Source organism: Chryseobacterium panacisoli, assembly GCF_008274625.1.
Taxonomy (GTDB): domain Bacteria; phylum Bacteroidota; class Bacteroidia; order Flavobacteriales; family Weeksellaceae; genus Chryseobacterium; species Chryseobacterium panacisoli.
Map to the genome: position 1 here is coordinate 1,901,552 of NZ_VTRU01000001.1, position 14,101 is coordinate 1,915,652.

16 protein-coding genes and 1 tRNA gene are annotated in these 14,101 nt (G+C 35.0%); 13 read left to right on the plus strand and 4 right to left on the minus strand.

Features of this window, described 5'->3' with window-relative positions; genetic code table 11:
- The first annotated feature begins 13 nt into the window (after positions 1-13).
- The 3 genes from FW781_RS08550 (at position 14) to nadA (ending at position 2,644) form a co-directional block, all read left to right on the plus strand.
- On the plus strand, positions 14-871 hold the full coding sequence (locus tag FW781_RS08550; protein ID WP_149387016.1) for a YicC family protein: 858 nt from the start codon (positions 14-16) through the stop codon (positions 869-871).
- An 85-nt stretch (positions 872-956) separates the two neighbouring features.
- The gene (gmk, locus tag FW781_RS08555; RefSeq protein ID WP_149387017.1) at positions 957-1,520 is read left to right on the plus strand and encodes a guanylate kinase; all 564 of its coding nucleotides are present in this window, start codon (positions 957-959) and stop codon (positions 1,518-1,520) included.
- Positions 1,521-1,624: 104 nt separating this feature from the next.
- On the plus strand, positions 1,625-2,644 hold the full coding sequence (gene nadA / locus FW781_RS08560) for a quinolinate synthase NadA (RefSeq protein WP_077419045.1): 1,020 nt from the start codon (positions 1,625-1,627) through the stop codon (positions 2,642-2,644).
- 279 nt (positions 2,645-2,923) lie between these two features.
- Here the strand turns inward: nadA and FW781_RS08565 are convergent, their stop codons facing one another.
- The 4 genes from FW781_RS08565 to FW781_RS08575 all read right to left on the minus strand — a co-directional run bounded on the left by FW781_RS08565 (position 2,924) and on the right by FW781_RS08575 (position 3,877).
- The gene (locus FW781_RS08565) at positions 2,924-3,133 is read right to left on the minus strand and encodes a bacteriocin-like protein (protein WP_047379010.1); all 210 of its coding nucleotides are present in this window, start codon (positions 3,131-3,133) and stop codon (positions 2,924-2,926) included.
- Positions 3,134-3,201: 68 nt separating this feature from the next.
- Positions 3,202-3,399, minus strand: a complete 198-nt coding sequence (locus FW781_RS08570) for a hypothetical protein (RefSeq protein ID WP_149387018.1) — start codon at positions 3,397-3,399, stop codon at positions 3,202-3,204.
- 54 nt (positions 3,400-3,453) lie between these two features.
- Positions 3,454-3,624, minus strand: coding sequence for a bacteriocin-like protein (locus tag FW781_RS22395; protein ID WP_156118488.1), 171 nt, complete (start codon positions 3,622-3,624; stop codon positions 3,454-3,456).
- Between the two features lie 58 nt (positions 3,625-3,682).
- Complete coding sequence (locus tag FW781_RS08575) at positions 3,683-3,877, minus strand: bacteriocin-like protein (protein ID WP_149387019.1); 195 nt, start codon at positions 3,875-3,877, stop codon at positions 3,683-3,685.
- 333 nt (positions 3,878-4,210) lie between these two features.
- Between FW781_RS08575 and thrA the strand changes: the two genes are divergently transcribed.
- The 10 genes from thrA to FW781_RS08625 all read left to right on the plus strand — a co-directional run bounded on the left by thrA (position 4,211) and on the right by FW781_RS08625 (position 13,924).
- Positions 4,211-6,658: a bifunctional aspartate kinase/homoserine dehydrogenase I gene (thrA, locus tag FW781_RS08580; protein WP_149387020.1), complete on the plus strand. Its 2,448-nt coding sequence runs from the start codon at positions 4,211-4,213 to the stop codon at positions 6,656-6,658.
- A 9-nt stretch (positions 6,659-6,667) separates the two neighbouring features.
- Positions 6,668-7,594 (plus strand): homoserine kinase, encoded by a 927-nt coding sequence (locus FW781_RS08585; protein ID WP_149387021.1) that lies wholly within the window; start codon positions 6,668-6,670, stop codon positions 7,592-7,594.
- 14 nt (positions 7,595-7,608) lie between these two features.
- Positions 7,609-8,913 (plus strand): threonine synthase, encoded by a 1,305-nt coding sequence (thrC, locus tag FW781_RS08590; protein ID WP_149387022.1) that lies wholly within the window; start codon positions 7,609-7,611, stop codon positions 8,911-8,913.
- A 4-nt stretch (positions 8,914-8,917) separates the two neighbouring features.
- Positions 8,918-9,286, plus strand: coding sequence for a dihydroneopterin aldolase (gene folB, locus FW781_RS08595; RefSeq protein ID WP_149387023.1), 369 nt, complete (start codon positions 8,918-8,920; stop codon positions 9,284-9,286).
- A 34-nt stretch (positions 9,287-9,320) separates the two neighbouring features.
- The gene (locus FW781_RS08600) at positions 9,321-10,685 is read left to right on the plus strand and encodes a DUF4403 family protein (protein WP_149387024.1); all 1,365 of its coding nucleotides are present in this window, start codon (positions 9,321-9,323) and stop codon (positions 10,683-10,685) included.
- 44 nt (positions 10,686-10,729) lie between these two features.
- Positions 10,730-11,227, plus strand: a complete 498-nt coding sequence (locus FW781_RS08605; RefSeq protein ID WP_149387025.1) for an RDD family protein — start codon at positions 10,730-10,732, stop codon at positions 11,225-11,227.
- Between the two features lie 58 nt (positions 11,228-11,285).
- Positions 11,286-11,356: transfer RNA gene (locus FW781_RS08610), tRNA-Cys, on the plus strand.
- Positions 11,357-11,450: 94 nt separating this feature from the next.
- On the plus strand, positions 11,451-11,894 hold the full coding sequence (locus tag FW781_RS22810) for a CPBP family intramembrane glutamic endopeptidase (protein ID WP_149387026.1): 444 nt from the start codon (positions 11,451-11,453) through the stop codon (positions 11,892-11,894).
- Between the two features lie 539 nt (positions 11,895-12,433).
- Positions 12,434-12,661 carry a glutathione synthase gene (locus FW781_RS08620; protein ID WP_149387027.1) on the plus strand — a complete coding sequence of 76 codons (228 nt, stop codon included), beginning with the start codon at positions 12,434-12,436 and terminating at the stop codon, positions 12,659-12,661.
- Between the two features lie 429 nt (positions 12,662-13,090).
- A complete protein-coding gene (locus FW781_RS08625) occupies positions 13,091-13,924 on the plus strand; it encodes a glycosyltransferase family 2 protein (protein ID WP_149387028.1) in 834 nt (277 codons plus the stop codon).
- Positions 13,925-14,101 lie beyond the last annotated feature (177 nt).

Sequence of the window (14,101 nt, forward strand, 5' to 3'; positions counted from 1 at the left end):
ACAATAAAAAACTATGATTTTATCAATGACCGGATTCGGTAGAGCCGAAGATGTTTTTGAAGGAAAAAAAATTACAATAGATATTAAATCACTGAACAGCAAGAGCTTTGATTTGAATATCAAAATTCCTTTACGTTATAAAGAAAAAGAATTTGAAATCAGAAAAATTCTTAATGATAGAATTATCCGTGGAAAAGTAGACTGCTATGTTAATATTGAGAACCTTGAAGAGTCTAATGATGTAAAAATCAATAAGAATTTAATTGACTCATATATCAAAGAGCTTAAAACCATAGCTTCTGACGGTCCCGATTTCGAATACCTTAAAATGGCGGTAAGACTTCCTGATGCCATCTCCTCAAGACCTGATGAACTTACAGAAGGAGAATGGGAAGCATTGGCAAAAATTGTTAATAATGCCGTAGACAGATTTGAAGAATTCAGAAGAACTGAAGGCAGCATTCTGCATGAAGAATTAAACAGGAATATTCAGAATATTGACAAATATCTTGGAGAAGTGATTCCTTTTGAGGAAGAAAGAATTGTCAGCGTGAAAGAACGTTATCAGAAATCTTTGAAAGAATTTGAAAATGTAGATGAAACGCGTTTTTACCAGGAAATGGCCTATTTCACTGAAAAGCTTGACATCTCTGAAGAAAAGGTAAGACTTACCCAGCACTTGAAATATTACAAAGAAGTAATGGATAATGAATCTTTCAACGGGAAAAAACTGGGCTTTATTTCTCAGGAAATCGGAAGAGAGATCAATACATTAGGTTCTAAAGCCAATCATGCAGAAATCCAGAAACTGGTAGTGATGATGAAGGATGACCTGGAAAAAATTAAAGAACAAACGTTAAATGTATTGTAATGATAGGTACGAGTTACGAGATGCGTGGTTGTAATTCCTAACAATGGACTCCGTAATTCGAAACCCGTAACTGAAATTGTAAAAAATGGATAAAGTAATTATATTTTCAGCACCATCAGGGAGCGGAAAAACTACATTGGTAAAACATTCACTGGAAACATTTCCTGAACTGAATTTTTCAATCTCATGTACCACGAGACAGCCGAGAGGAAGTGAAGTTCACGCAGTAGATTATCATTTTCTGACACCTGATGAATTCAGACAGAAAATTTCCGAAGGTGCCTTTGTAGAATATGAAGAAGTGTATACTGACAAATATTACGGTACTTTAAAATCTGAAGTAGAAAAAATCTGGAATCAGGGAAAAGTTGTTATTTTTGATGTAGATGTAAAAGGAGGTATTTCGTTAAAAAAATATTTCGGTGAAAAAGCCCTGTCTATTTTTATAGAACCGCCTTCCATTGAAGAATTGGAACGAAGATTGATCTTCAGAAATACAGATGATGCAGAAACCATAAAAACCCGTGTAGCAAAGGCAGAAGAAGAAATGTCCTACGCCAGCGAGTTTGATAAGATCGTGATTAATACCGATCTTGATGTAGCTAAAAAAGAAATAGAAAGTTTAATAAAAAGTTTTATCAGTAATTAATGGCTGGAAGATGGAAGCCCGAAGATGGAAGTAATCAAATACTCTCAAAATCTAACTTCTAATTTCTAACCTCCAACTTCTGATAATAAAAAATTGAGGTTGATATGAGTACCGAAACATTAGAAAAAGCTAAATCTGCAATTCCTGTCAGAGGATTTCTGGATATAAAAGATATAGCTATTCCTCAGGGAGAAGAACTGGTAAAAGCCATTCTTAAACTTAAAGAGGAGAAAAATGCTGTTATTCTTGCCCATTACTACCAGCCGGGAGAGATTCAGGATATCGCAGATTTCCTGGGAGATTCCTTACAGCTGGCAAGACAGGCAAAAGATACGAATGCTGACATGATTGTATTCTGCGGCGTTCATTTCATGGCGGAAGCGGCTAAAATTCTGAACCCAACTAAAAAAGTAGTTCTTCCTGATACCATGGCCGGATGCTCTCTGGCAGACGGTTGTTCCGGAGAGGGGTTAAGAAAAATGCGTGAACAACACCCGAATGCTTTAATTGCAACTTACATTAACTGTAATGCTGAAACTAAAGCAGAAAGTGATATCATCGTAACCAGTTCAAATGCTGAAACCGTAATAGAAGCACTTCCGAAAGACAGACCAATCATTTTCGCACCAGACAAAAACCTGGGAAGATATTTATCTAAGAAGACAGGCCGTGACATGATCCTTTGGGATGGAAGCTGTATAGTACACGAAGCATTTTCAATGGAAAGAATTGCCCAGCAGCTTGCTGACAATCCGGATGCCAAACTGATTGCACATCCTGAAAGTGAAGAAGCCGTTTTGAAACTGGCTCACTTTATCGGCTCTACTTCTGCGCTATTGAATTATGTAGAAAAAGACGACTGTCAGAAATTCATCATTGCAACAGAAGAAGGTATTCTTCACGAAATGAGAAAACGTGCTCCTCACAAGGAACTGATTCCTGCATTGGTTTTTGACGAAAGCTGTAACTGCTCAGAATGTTTCTATATGAAACGCAATACAATGGAAAAATTATACTTATGTATGAAGTATGAACTTCCGGAAATTCTTATCGATGAAGAATTAAGATTAAAAGCATTAAAACCTATTGAGGCGATGCTTGATCTTTCAAAAAGCATAAAATAAATAAAGAGGCTGTCTCTGAAAGAATTTACTTTTGAGACAGCCCTTTTTATTGTTAGTCTGCAGTGATTGTGACAAAACAATCTGCACTTACAACAACGCACATCCTGCAAGTCTCGGACAATGTCCAGTATGCCTCACATGATGGGTCGTTTGAAGAGCCTGGTCCAAACACCAGATGGGTAGGGCAACCTTCACATCTTGATACACCAGCTCCCTTCATCTGTTTCAAATCACTTCTGTGCAGTTTCTTTAAATTTTTCATAAAAGTCTGATTATCTTTTAAGAAACTCCCCCATCCACACATTCCATACTTACTAATACGCACATCTTGCAGTAGTCAGGAAGTCCCTGATAAGCAGAACATGGATACTGATATTCCGGACCATCTCCAAATGTAGCATGTTGCGGGCATCCTGCACATCTTGAAGGACCTGCTGCACCATTTAATTGTTCAAGCTCTTTTCTGTTTAATTTTTTTAAATTTTTCATAGTAGTTTTAAATTAAATTTTGATTGTATATTTTACAATAAATTGATGTTTTTTAAATACGATATTTTCTAACCTTCCAGAACCATGCAGCTTCCAGGAATAGACGGATCATAAGGAAAAAAATAAAGACAGACCTTACGCCCTTTCAAATCTGTACATACTGCACAACCTTTTGGTCCGCAATCAAGATCAACAGCACAGCTGTCTCCTACACCACCAATAATAGATCTTAAATTTTCTCTGTTTAATTTTTTAGAGTTATTCATGTAGTTTTAATTTTTAAATTAAATTTTTGATTTTTTTCATTTAATCAACAATACTTACAGCATTGGTGCATAACAGGTTCCTCCCGGTTTCAGCCAGCATCCCCATTTTCCCCCTCCACGGAAACATACAAATTGTTCACCACCACAGGCTTCAATCTGAATATCGGTAAATCCTCCAGTGATACTTTTCTTCTCTTCACGTGATAATTTCTTAATGGTTTTCATAGCGCTTAATTTTAATATTAGAAATAAAGAATATTCTTTGTCTTTACGTTATTTGAAATCAAGGACGATCAAAGCATTCAATACTTACCAGTACTCTTCCTTTACAACATTCTGGTAAGGCATGATAATCAGCACATGATCTTGGTTCACCCGGCCCGTATGGTCCGGCAGGACAGTTCTCAAAACAATTGTTTACATTTCCTCCACCGATTGATTTTAGGTTTTGGCGGTTCAATTTCTTTAGATTTTTCATGATTATTTCGTTATTAGTTAATGTTATAAATGTAACATTTTTAATCAATTACAACAAATATATCTCTAAAAAAGGAAATATATTTTATTATGTTAAAAAACTTGGCTGTTTCAAAATAAGTTGTACATTTGTTCTGTTACAATGAATCTATTAAGAAACATATCTGATATTTCTGCCCTGAAATCACCTATTTCAGGCATGTCTTCTGTTTCTGTATTCACAACTACAACAACTACCCCATAACGGGGTAAATTTTCACATATTATTTCCGGTACCCGTACTCTTTTTCTAAAGAGTAGTCACTTCGTTATATCCAACTTCAAAAAATAAATGATGAAAGTTTTAAAATTCGGCGGAACATCAGTCGCTCATTCTCAGAATATCCTCCTGGTGGAAAAAATCATAAAAGATGAATCTTTAAAAAGCAGAATAGTTGTTATTGTATCAGCACTTCATGGTGTTACCGACCAACTGATCAGAGCAGCAGAATATGCTTCTGTAAAAGATGAAAACTATATTCAGATGATTCAGAATCTTGAAGAAAAACATATCAGTCTGATCAAAGATCTTGTTCCCATCACAGAGCAAAGTTCTTTGCTAAGTTTTGTAAAAAAGCATTTCAATGATATTGAAGATCTTTGCAACGGAATTGCTGTTCTTGGTGAACTGACCTACAGAATAAAAGACAGAATAGCTTCTTATGGAGAGTTTCTCTCTTCAAAAATTATAGCGGCAAGACTCCGGCATGAAGGGCTAGACTGTATATGGATGAATTCAGCAGACCTCATCAGAACAGACAGTAATTTCACCAATGCAAAAGTAGATTTTCAATGCACAGAAAGCAATATTATCAATTTTCTGAATGAAAATAAGAACCGTATTATTGTAGCTCCGGGTTTTGTAGCCCGTGACGAAAAAAATAATGCAACAACATTAGGAAGAGGCGGCTCTGATTACACAGCTTCCATTATAGCCGCCTCTATTAATGCAGAAGAACTTCAGATCTGGACCGATGTAAGCGGCATGATGACAGCTGATCCACGTTTGGCTTCCAATGCGAAACCTATTTCAGAAATTTCTTATCATGAAGCAATGGAATTATCCCATTTCGGAGCAAAAGTGCTTTATCCACCTTCCATTCAGCCTGTTATGGTAAAAAATATAGACCTGATGATCAAGAATACTTTTGATCCTGAAGCACAGGGAACTTTAATTTCTCATCAACTGAAATCTTCAGGAAATGAAAAGCAGATTGCGGTAGGAATTTCAAATATGAACAGTATTGCGTTACTCACACTGGAAGGAAGCGGTATGATAGGAATTCCTGGTATTTCAGCAAAATTATTCCAGTGCTTAAGTCAGGAAAAAATCAACATAATCCTGATCACACAAGGATCTTCCGAACATTCTATAACAATTGCAATTGAAGAAAAAGAAGCTTTACGTGCTGAATATGCAATCAATTCTTCTTTTGCGGATGATATCAATCTGAAAAGAGTATACCCGGTAAAAATTGAAACAGAACTTTCCATTGTGGCCTTGGTTGGAGAAAACATGAAAAGCAGAAGTGATGTGAATGCGAAAATGTTCGGATGTCTTGGAAATAACGGGATTAATGTAAGAGCCATTGCTCAGGGATCTTCAGAAAGAAATATCAGTATTGTTATTTCAGAAAAGGACAGTAAAAAAGCTGTGAATGTACTTCATGAAGAATTTTTTGAGTCTGAAATAAAACAGGTTCATCTTTACATCTGCGGAACAGGAAATGTAGGGTCAAAACTGATCCACCAGATCTATGACCAGAATGCATATCTAAGAGAAAACTTTTTAGTCAATCTTAGAATTGCAGGAATTTCCAATAGCCGTCATATGATATTTTCAGATAAAGGAATATCACAGGAAGATTACCTTATCTGGGATGAGCAAGGCGAAAAAGCTTCCGCTCTGGGGTTTGCTGAAGAGATTATCCACCGAAACTTGAGAAACTCTGTTTTTGTAGACGTAACTGCAAGTTCTGATGTACCTGAAATTTATGAAAGTTTATTAAAAAGAAGCGTGAATATCGTGGCCTGTAATAAAATTGCAGCCTCTTCAGATTTTAAAAAATATAAAACTTTAAAAAATACAGCAAGAAACCACAACTGCAATTTTTATTTTGAAACGAATGTAGGAGCGGGGCTTCCGGTGATAGGAACCATCAACGACTTAATCAATAGTGGTGACCAAATTCAGTCTATTCAGGCAGTATTGAGCGGAACATTAAATTTTGTCTTTAATCATTATGACGGAAGCAGAACTTTTTCTGAAGTCGTAGCCCAGGCCCAGCAGGAAGGTTATACAGAACCGGATCCAAGACTTGATTTGTCGGGAACAGATGTCGCAAGAAAAATTTTGATACTGGCAAGAGAATCCGGATATCCTCTTCAGTTTGAAGAAATTGAAAACAGAGGTTTTCTTCCTGGAGAATGCATGCACGGAAGCGTTGGTGATTTTTATGAAAAACTTACAGCCAATGAAGACTATTTTAAAAACTTATTGAATGATGCTGAAAATGAGGGCAAAATTTTAAAATATGTAGCAGAATTTGAAGATGGAAAAGCAAAAGTAGGTTTACAGCATATTGCTCCCGATAGTGATCTGTTTCATCTTTATGGCAAAGACAATATTGTCATTTTTAAAACCCTAAGATATTCCGAGCAGCCTTTGGTCGTAAAAGGAGCCGGGGCCGGAGCTGATGTAACGGCAAGCGGAGTTTTTGCAGATATTATACGTTCTATTTAAAATACAACTATGAAAAAAGTAAAATTAAAAGTCCCGGCTACTGTTGCCAATCTGGTCTGCGGATTTGATATTCTGGGAATGGCTGTCCATGATCCCTATGATGAGATGGAATTCAGATTATTGGAAACTCCCGAAATCATTATAAAACATACCGATTCCTTCGGACTTCCTGAAGAACCCACCGGTAATGTTGCAGGTATTGTTCTTTTAAAAATTCAGGAATATTTTAATCTGAAGAATGGTTTTGAAGTGATTATCCGTAAACATATAAAGCCCGGAAGCGGGCTCGGCTCCAGTGCGGCAAGTGCCGCCGGAGCCGCCTTTGGAGCCAATATATTATTAGGAAACAAGTTATCAAAAGAAGAAATGGTTCATTTTGCCATGTTCGGAGAAGAACTGGCTTCGGGCGTACGACATGCAGATAATATTGCTCCATGTATCTATGGCGGGATTACCCTGGTAAAATCCACCAATCCAATTGATATCATTCCGCTGAACAGTCCTGATTTATTTGTTACAGCAGTACATCCGCAGGTAGAAGTCAAGACTTCAGATGCAAGGCAGATATTAAAGAAAAATATCACTTTAAAAAGTGCAGTAGAACAATGGGGAAATATAGCAGGCCTTGTAGCAGGAATTCAGAAAAATGATTTACCGTTGATTGGCAGAAGTCTTACCGATGTTATTATAGAACCTATCCGCAGTATTCTGATTCCAAAATTTGATAAAATAAAAGAGAAAAGTTTACAATTAGGTGCTTTGGGAGGAGGAATATCAGGATCAGGGCCTTCTATTTTTATGCTGTCTGAACAAAAGGAAACAGCAGAAAAAATGGCTCAGATGATGAAATCAGTCTATGATGAGATTGAAATAGAAAGTCTTGTGTACGTTTCAAAAATAAACCCAAAAGGCATTCAACTTGTTGAAGAAGCTTAACATAAAAAACAGAAATGAAATATTATAACTTAAAAGATTCTCTGGAAAAAATTGACTTCAGAGAAGCGACAATAAAAGGTCAGGGAAAAGAAAAAGGATTGTTTTTCCCTGAAAACATTCCACAGCTTGACAAAGAATTTGTTCAAAATCTTCATCAGTATTCTAATGAAGAGATTGCTTATCAATGTATGAAAGACTTTGTCGGAGATGAAATTCCCTTGGAAATTCTAAAAGAAATTGTTGCTGAAACTGTCAGTTTTGAAATTCCCCTGATCAAAATCAATGAACAGATCTCTATACTCGAGCTGTTCCATGGTCCTACTCTGGCTTTTAAAGATATCGGTGCGAGATTCATGAGCCGCTGTCTGTCTTATTTTCTGAAAGATCAACAAAAAAAAGTTACTGTTCTTGTGGCAACTTCCGGAGATACCGGAGGCGCTGTTGCCCATGGGTTTTATAAAATCCCACAAATTAATGTGGTTATTCTGTATCCTAAAAACAGAGTAAGCCCGGTTCAGGAGAAACAGTTGACTACATTGGGCGAAAATATTTCAGCATTGGAAATCAATGGCAGTTTCGATGATTGTCAGAATCTTGTCAAGCAGGCTTTTTCGGATGAAGAAATCAACAGCCAGTTATTTTTGACGTCTGCTAATTCTATCAACGTTGCAAGATGGCTTCCCCAGCAGATTTATTATTTAATCGCATTAAAGCAATGGATCCAAAACCATAAGGAACATCCAGTAATCTGTGTACCAAGCGGAAATTTCGGAAATATTTGTGCCGGGCTGCTGGCTCATTTCAGAGGGCTGCCTGCCAGTCATTTTATTGCGGCCTGTAATGCCAATCATGTAATTCCTGATTATTTTAAAACTCAGAATTATCAGCCTCAAAAAGCCGTTGCTACTTTATCCAATGCTATGGATGTAGGAAATCCGAGCAATTTTGTGAGAATCCTGGAACTTTTCGGACATGAGTTTGATGCTTTAAAAAATAAAATATCTGCATATTCCATTGATGATGACGAAACAATGAGCACCATCTCGGAAGTCTATGAGAAATACGGATATATTCTGGAACCTCACAGTGCTGTCGCATTTGCTGCAATGGAACAATATCTGCAGAAAAATCCAGGACAAAAAGGATTTATCCTCGGAACTGCGCACCCTGTAAAATTCGCCGATGCTGTGGAAAAAGCAATCCATACTCAGATTGAAATTCCGGATTCATTGAATGAGCTTATGAAAAAGGAGAAAAAAACTGTAGAAATAAATTCAGATTTTGAAGAATTAAGACGATTTTTGCTTCATAAAATATGAGGCAATGAGCAAAATATATCTTGAAGATGTACGAATATATGCGTACCATGGCGTACTTCCTGAAGAAAACATTATCGGGACGTATTATATTCTGAATGTAGAACTTCATACTGATCTGTGGAAAGCTGCAGCATCCGATGATTTGCATGATACCATAAGCTATGCAGATATCAACGATATTCTTCACAAGGAAATGAAAATAAAATCCAAATTACTGGAACATGTAGCAGGAAGAATAATCTCAACAATCCACAACAGCTTTCCACAGATTGATTATATTAAATTAAAAATTACCAAAACAGCCCCACCTATGCAGGGAGAAATGACAGGTGCCAGTATTGAGCTGGAAAAGAGCTTTAAACCGGAAAATTAAAATTCTTATTTTCGTTTATTAAAAAACATACAAATTGAAATTCGTTAAAATATTATTTTTAGTAGCAGGTATCAGCGTTTTTGGCCAGACCAACGTTGATAATCAGCTGGCAGCTTATAACTTTCCAAAGATAAAGTCCAGTATTACGATGCCTGTGACCATTCCTCTTTCGGAACTGAGCAATATGATTAATGCTTCTGTGAAAGAACTTGTTTACCAGGATGACTCCTATACAGACAATAATAATGATCAGTTTAAAGTAAAAGTATGGAAAACCAGGCCTATTCGTCTTGTAGGCGGAACCAGTCAGAATCTGTTGATTGAAGTTCCGTTAAAAATATGGGCAGAAAAAGGAATCGGAACTCTGGGAGTATATACTTATCAGAATACTACCTTTGAAACTGTAATGTCATTCAATACAACCGTTACTTTTAAAAATAACTGGACCATTACTACCAATACACAGCCCAATGGCTTCAGGTGGGTAACAAAACCCGTTCTTGATTACGGAAGAATACAGATTCCCATTACCTCTATTGTTGAAAAAAGCTTAAAAGAACAGCAGGAAAAATTCTGTAAGACAATAGATCAACAAATGGCTACACAGCTGAATTTCCAGCAATATGCCTTAATGGCCTGGAATACATTTTTGCAGCCTTTCAATATCTCTGAAGAGTATAATACATGGCTGAAGGTAAGCCCCGTGGGAGTCAACATTACTCCTTTGAAATTTTATGGAAACCAGATCAATGCTACGCTTGGTGTTGATATTTATTCCGAAACCTTTACAGGAAATAAACCAGCAGCTTCTTCACCGGTAACCAGTGTTGCTAATTTCAACTCCACTCCTACTGTTGCAGATAAGTTTATTTTACAAACTACGGCCAATATCCCTTTTACAGAGGCAAGCAATATGGCAAGAAAAACTTTCCTGAATAAGGAGTTTGATATTCGTGACTCTAAAGTGAAAGTAACTGACATAAGAGTATATGGCGTTGATAACAGAGTGGTTATTGAAGCTCAGACCGACGGTTATATAAAAGGTACAGCCATTATTTCCGGAATTCCGGTGTATGATGATGCAAAAAGAAAAATTGTTTTATCAGAGACCAAATTTAAACTGAAAACGAATAACTTTCTTCAAAAAACAGCTTCTCTCCTGTTTCAAGGGAAAATTGTAAAAATGATTGAAGAGGAATATGGTATTCCAACTCAGGAACTGGAAGAAACATCAAGAAAAAGTATTGAAGAAGCTTTTAATAAAGAATACTATAAAGGGTTAAAGATGAACGGGAAAGTATTCAACCTGAAACCTAGTAAAATTCTACTCAGCAATACCGGAATTACAGCCGTTATTGACACAAATGCCTCATTAAAATTACTGGTCAACGGATTTTAAACACATTAAATAAAACTAACCATTAAAAAAACTAATAATCAACCATGAAAAGAATTCTAAATATTGTTGAATATAATAAGGCCTCATCATGGATGAGGCTTGCCAATAATTTCCTGGATTTTATAATACTATATGTTATTAATTATATCCTCTCTATTATTTCTAATTTTCTTTATGAAGTAACTTCAATTGAGTTTTTCTACCTGTATAGTAATGGAAATATATTATGGCAATTCTTTATTGGAAATTTCAATTATTGTCTTTATTACTTTTTAATGGAAAACTATTTAGATGGGAGAACCGTTGCAAAGTATATTACAGGAACCAAAGTTATCAGTACAGATGGTACAAAACCAACTACCCGACAAATTATTCTCAGAAGCCTTTCCAGAATTGTTCCTTTTGACGGACTATCATTCCTTGGAGTAAACGGATGGCACGATAGCTGGAGCTATACAAGAGTAATTAACATCAAAAATTATCAGGCTGAAATTCAAGCAAAAAGCGAAATCGAGGCTCTTGGAAAGAAAGAAATTGCTTAAAAACTTTTGTTCATAAAGAAATTTTACTATATTTGCACACCTCAAAAATGGTAAAAATGGTACTTTGGCCGAGCGGCTAGGCAGTGGTCTGCAACACCATCTACAGCGGTTCGAATCCGCTAGGTACCTCAGAAAAAACCTCTAAATAACTTAGAGGTTTTTTTGTTTTCATATCTTTAATTTTTTCAAATATTCCATTCTTTTTTTATCATCAAAATTACTTATGAAAAAAACAGTAATCTTCTTCATCATTTCATTTGCCCTTGCCCTTTTGAATGGATATTTTTTTAATTACATTAATGATGTCTATTTTCATTTCGACGTAAATCAGAATAAACATACTAATATTTCAAAAGATGAATTAAATTTCATTGCCATATTCATTGCCCCCTTTCTGGAGACTTTTCTATTTCAGTATCTCCCCTACTTGATCTTAAGTAAATGGATAAAGCTCAACAATAAAGCATTTTGCATAATCATTATGAGTATCATTTTCGCGTCAATGCATTATTATAATTGGCTATATATTGTTATGACATTTTTTGGAGGTATTATTTTAAATAACCTTTATATATACTACAACAAATACGTCCATACCTACAGTTTTATCTTAACAGTACTCTTCCACGCGTTATTCAATCTTTATGGCTTTTTATTTATAATGTGAATTTTCCTTTTTTAATAATACAAAACAAGCACTTCCAGATCAGAGAAGAGCTTGATAGTAAATGCAAAAAAATATGGATAGAAAATTATCTTACTCAAAAATAAAGGGTTGATCAATTTACTTTTATAAGCAGCGTCATAGTAAAACAAAAATCCTCGGAAATTCCGAGGATAAAAACTAATAACCATGAAAACTCAAATTAAACATGAGTTACATTTCTATATTGAAAAATCGTGCCAAGAATGCCAATTCTGAGAAAAAAAAGAATTTTACTCTGATGGTTTCCATTTTACAATTTCAGCATTTTAAACCGATTTTATTGATGCTTTAAAAAGCACTTCATAATTAATTATAATTAATTAAAAAAAATCCAACATGCCGGTAAAAATATTAAAAATAAAATAATTTACAATTTGATAATATACCAGTCATATTCAGAAAATAAAAATTTTCAAATATTTAGTCAGTGAAAAAGAAATCAATACCAAATTGGCATAATTTATTCTTCATATAAATCAATCCAATAAATTTAAATCATCATGGCACAAATAATTTTTAGTAAAGAAGATTTTACGAAAAGCAATGAAAAAGAATATCAGTTGGAGTATACCGTAAATGAAATAGGTAAAGGCTCTGATCTTATTGTAGAAAGATTAACCGAAAAAGGAGACTATGAGGTCATTCAGGCTCCCCTGCGAAGATCAAATAATAAAGTATTCATCATTTGGGATACCCCTTTTGATGGCAGAATACTCTTTGATCTTTAAAACATTTTGACATTATTTATATGAAAAAGCCCCCAAAAAAATGGAGGCCTCAAAAAACACAAATGATGAAAAAAAATTTTATATCAGAGATAAAAATTATTTTATCTATTAATTCTTAACCAAAGATATACCACTCTTTTTTTTTATTTTATGAGTACAGTCATAAAATTTTTATTACTTTTAAATAGTAAGCTATCCCGCCAGCAGACAATATTTCTCAAAAAAAGACAATAAACAATGCCGTTTTAATTCCTATTCTTCGGCTCTTCTCAAATATCCCCAAACTGATTCCCTGAAAAACAGTATTATAAGGTATAATTCACACTCATAGATTTCAAAATATAATAAAAAATATCAGATATCCTATGATCATAGTAATATTTTCCACATATCTTATTTTATAATTTCGCAGCATTAATTCAAAACAACGTGATAATTTTTTCTGTACTTATAGCCAACTATAATAATGGAAAGTATTTCAAGGAATGCTATGATTCATTAATCAGTCAAACCCATGGAAACTGGGAGGTGATTATTGTTGATGATGCCTCTACAGATGATTCCGTAGAAATTATACAATCTCTTATCAAGGATGATTCCCGCTTCAGACTCTATCATAATGCAACGAATAAAGGTTGTGGCTTTACAAAAGCTGCCTGTATGAAATATGCCCAGGGAGATTTGTGTGCCTACCTGGACCCTGATGATGCACTTTATCCGGAAGCATTGGAAAAAACAGCTCAAGAATTTGTTGACAGAGATGATCTTACAGCCGTTTATTCCCAAATGATGCTATGTGATGAAAACCTCACCCCTGAAAGAGTGTATGCCGGTACCAAGCAGATTTACAATAACCGCCATTTTTTCAACTGCCCCATTCAGTTTGCTCATTTCTTTGCATTTAAAAAAGAGACTTACTTAAGAACAACTGGAATTAATCCTAATCTGAAAAATGCGGTAGATCAGGATCTCTATTTAAAAATACTTGAACAGGGAGAAGCTAAATTCATCAAAGAACCTCTATACTTGTACAGGCTGCATTCTGATGGAATATCCCAGGATAATGCAAAACAAAGCGCAAAAGAATCGTTTGCCAGAGTAATACATGATACAATGAAAAGACGGGGAATAAAAACCATCAATAACCAGACTGTTCCTGAGGTTTTCACCAGTTCACAGGAAATCTACAGCCTTATCAGGTATCAGACTAAAAAAATGCACCGGTTAATCAGTAAAATAAAAGTCAAATTAGATAATATATAAAAACAAAAGACTCTTCGAAACGAAGAGTCTTTTTGATAAAATATGGAATGAAAATGTTCTTATACTCAAAGTTACCATCTCTCTACCAATTATTATATGAGCAGAATCATAAAACTTAATGAACACAAACGGCCTCCATTAGGAGGCCTAAAAAACACAAATGATGAAAAAAATCTA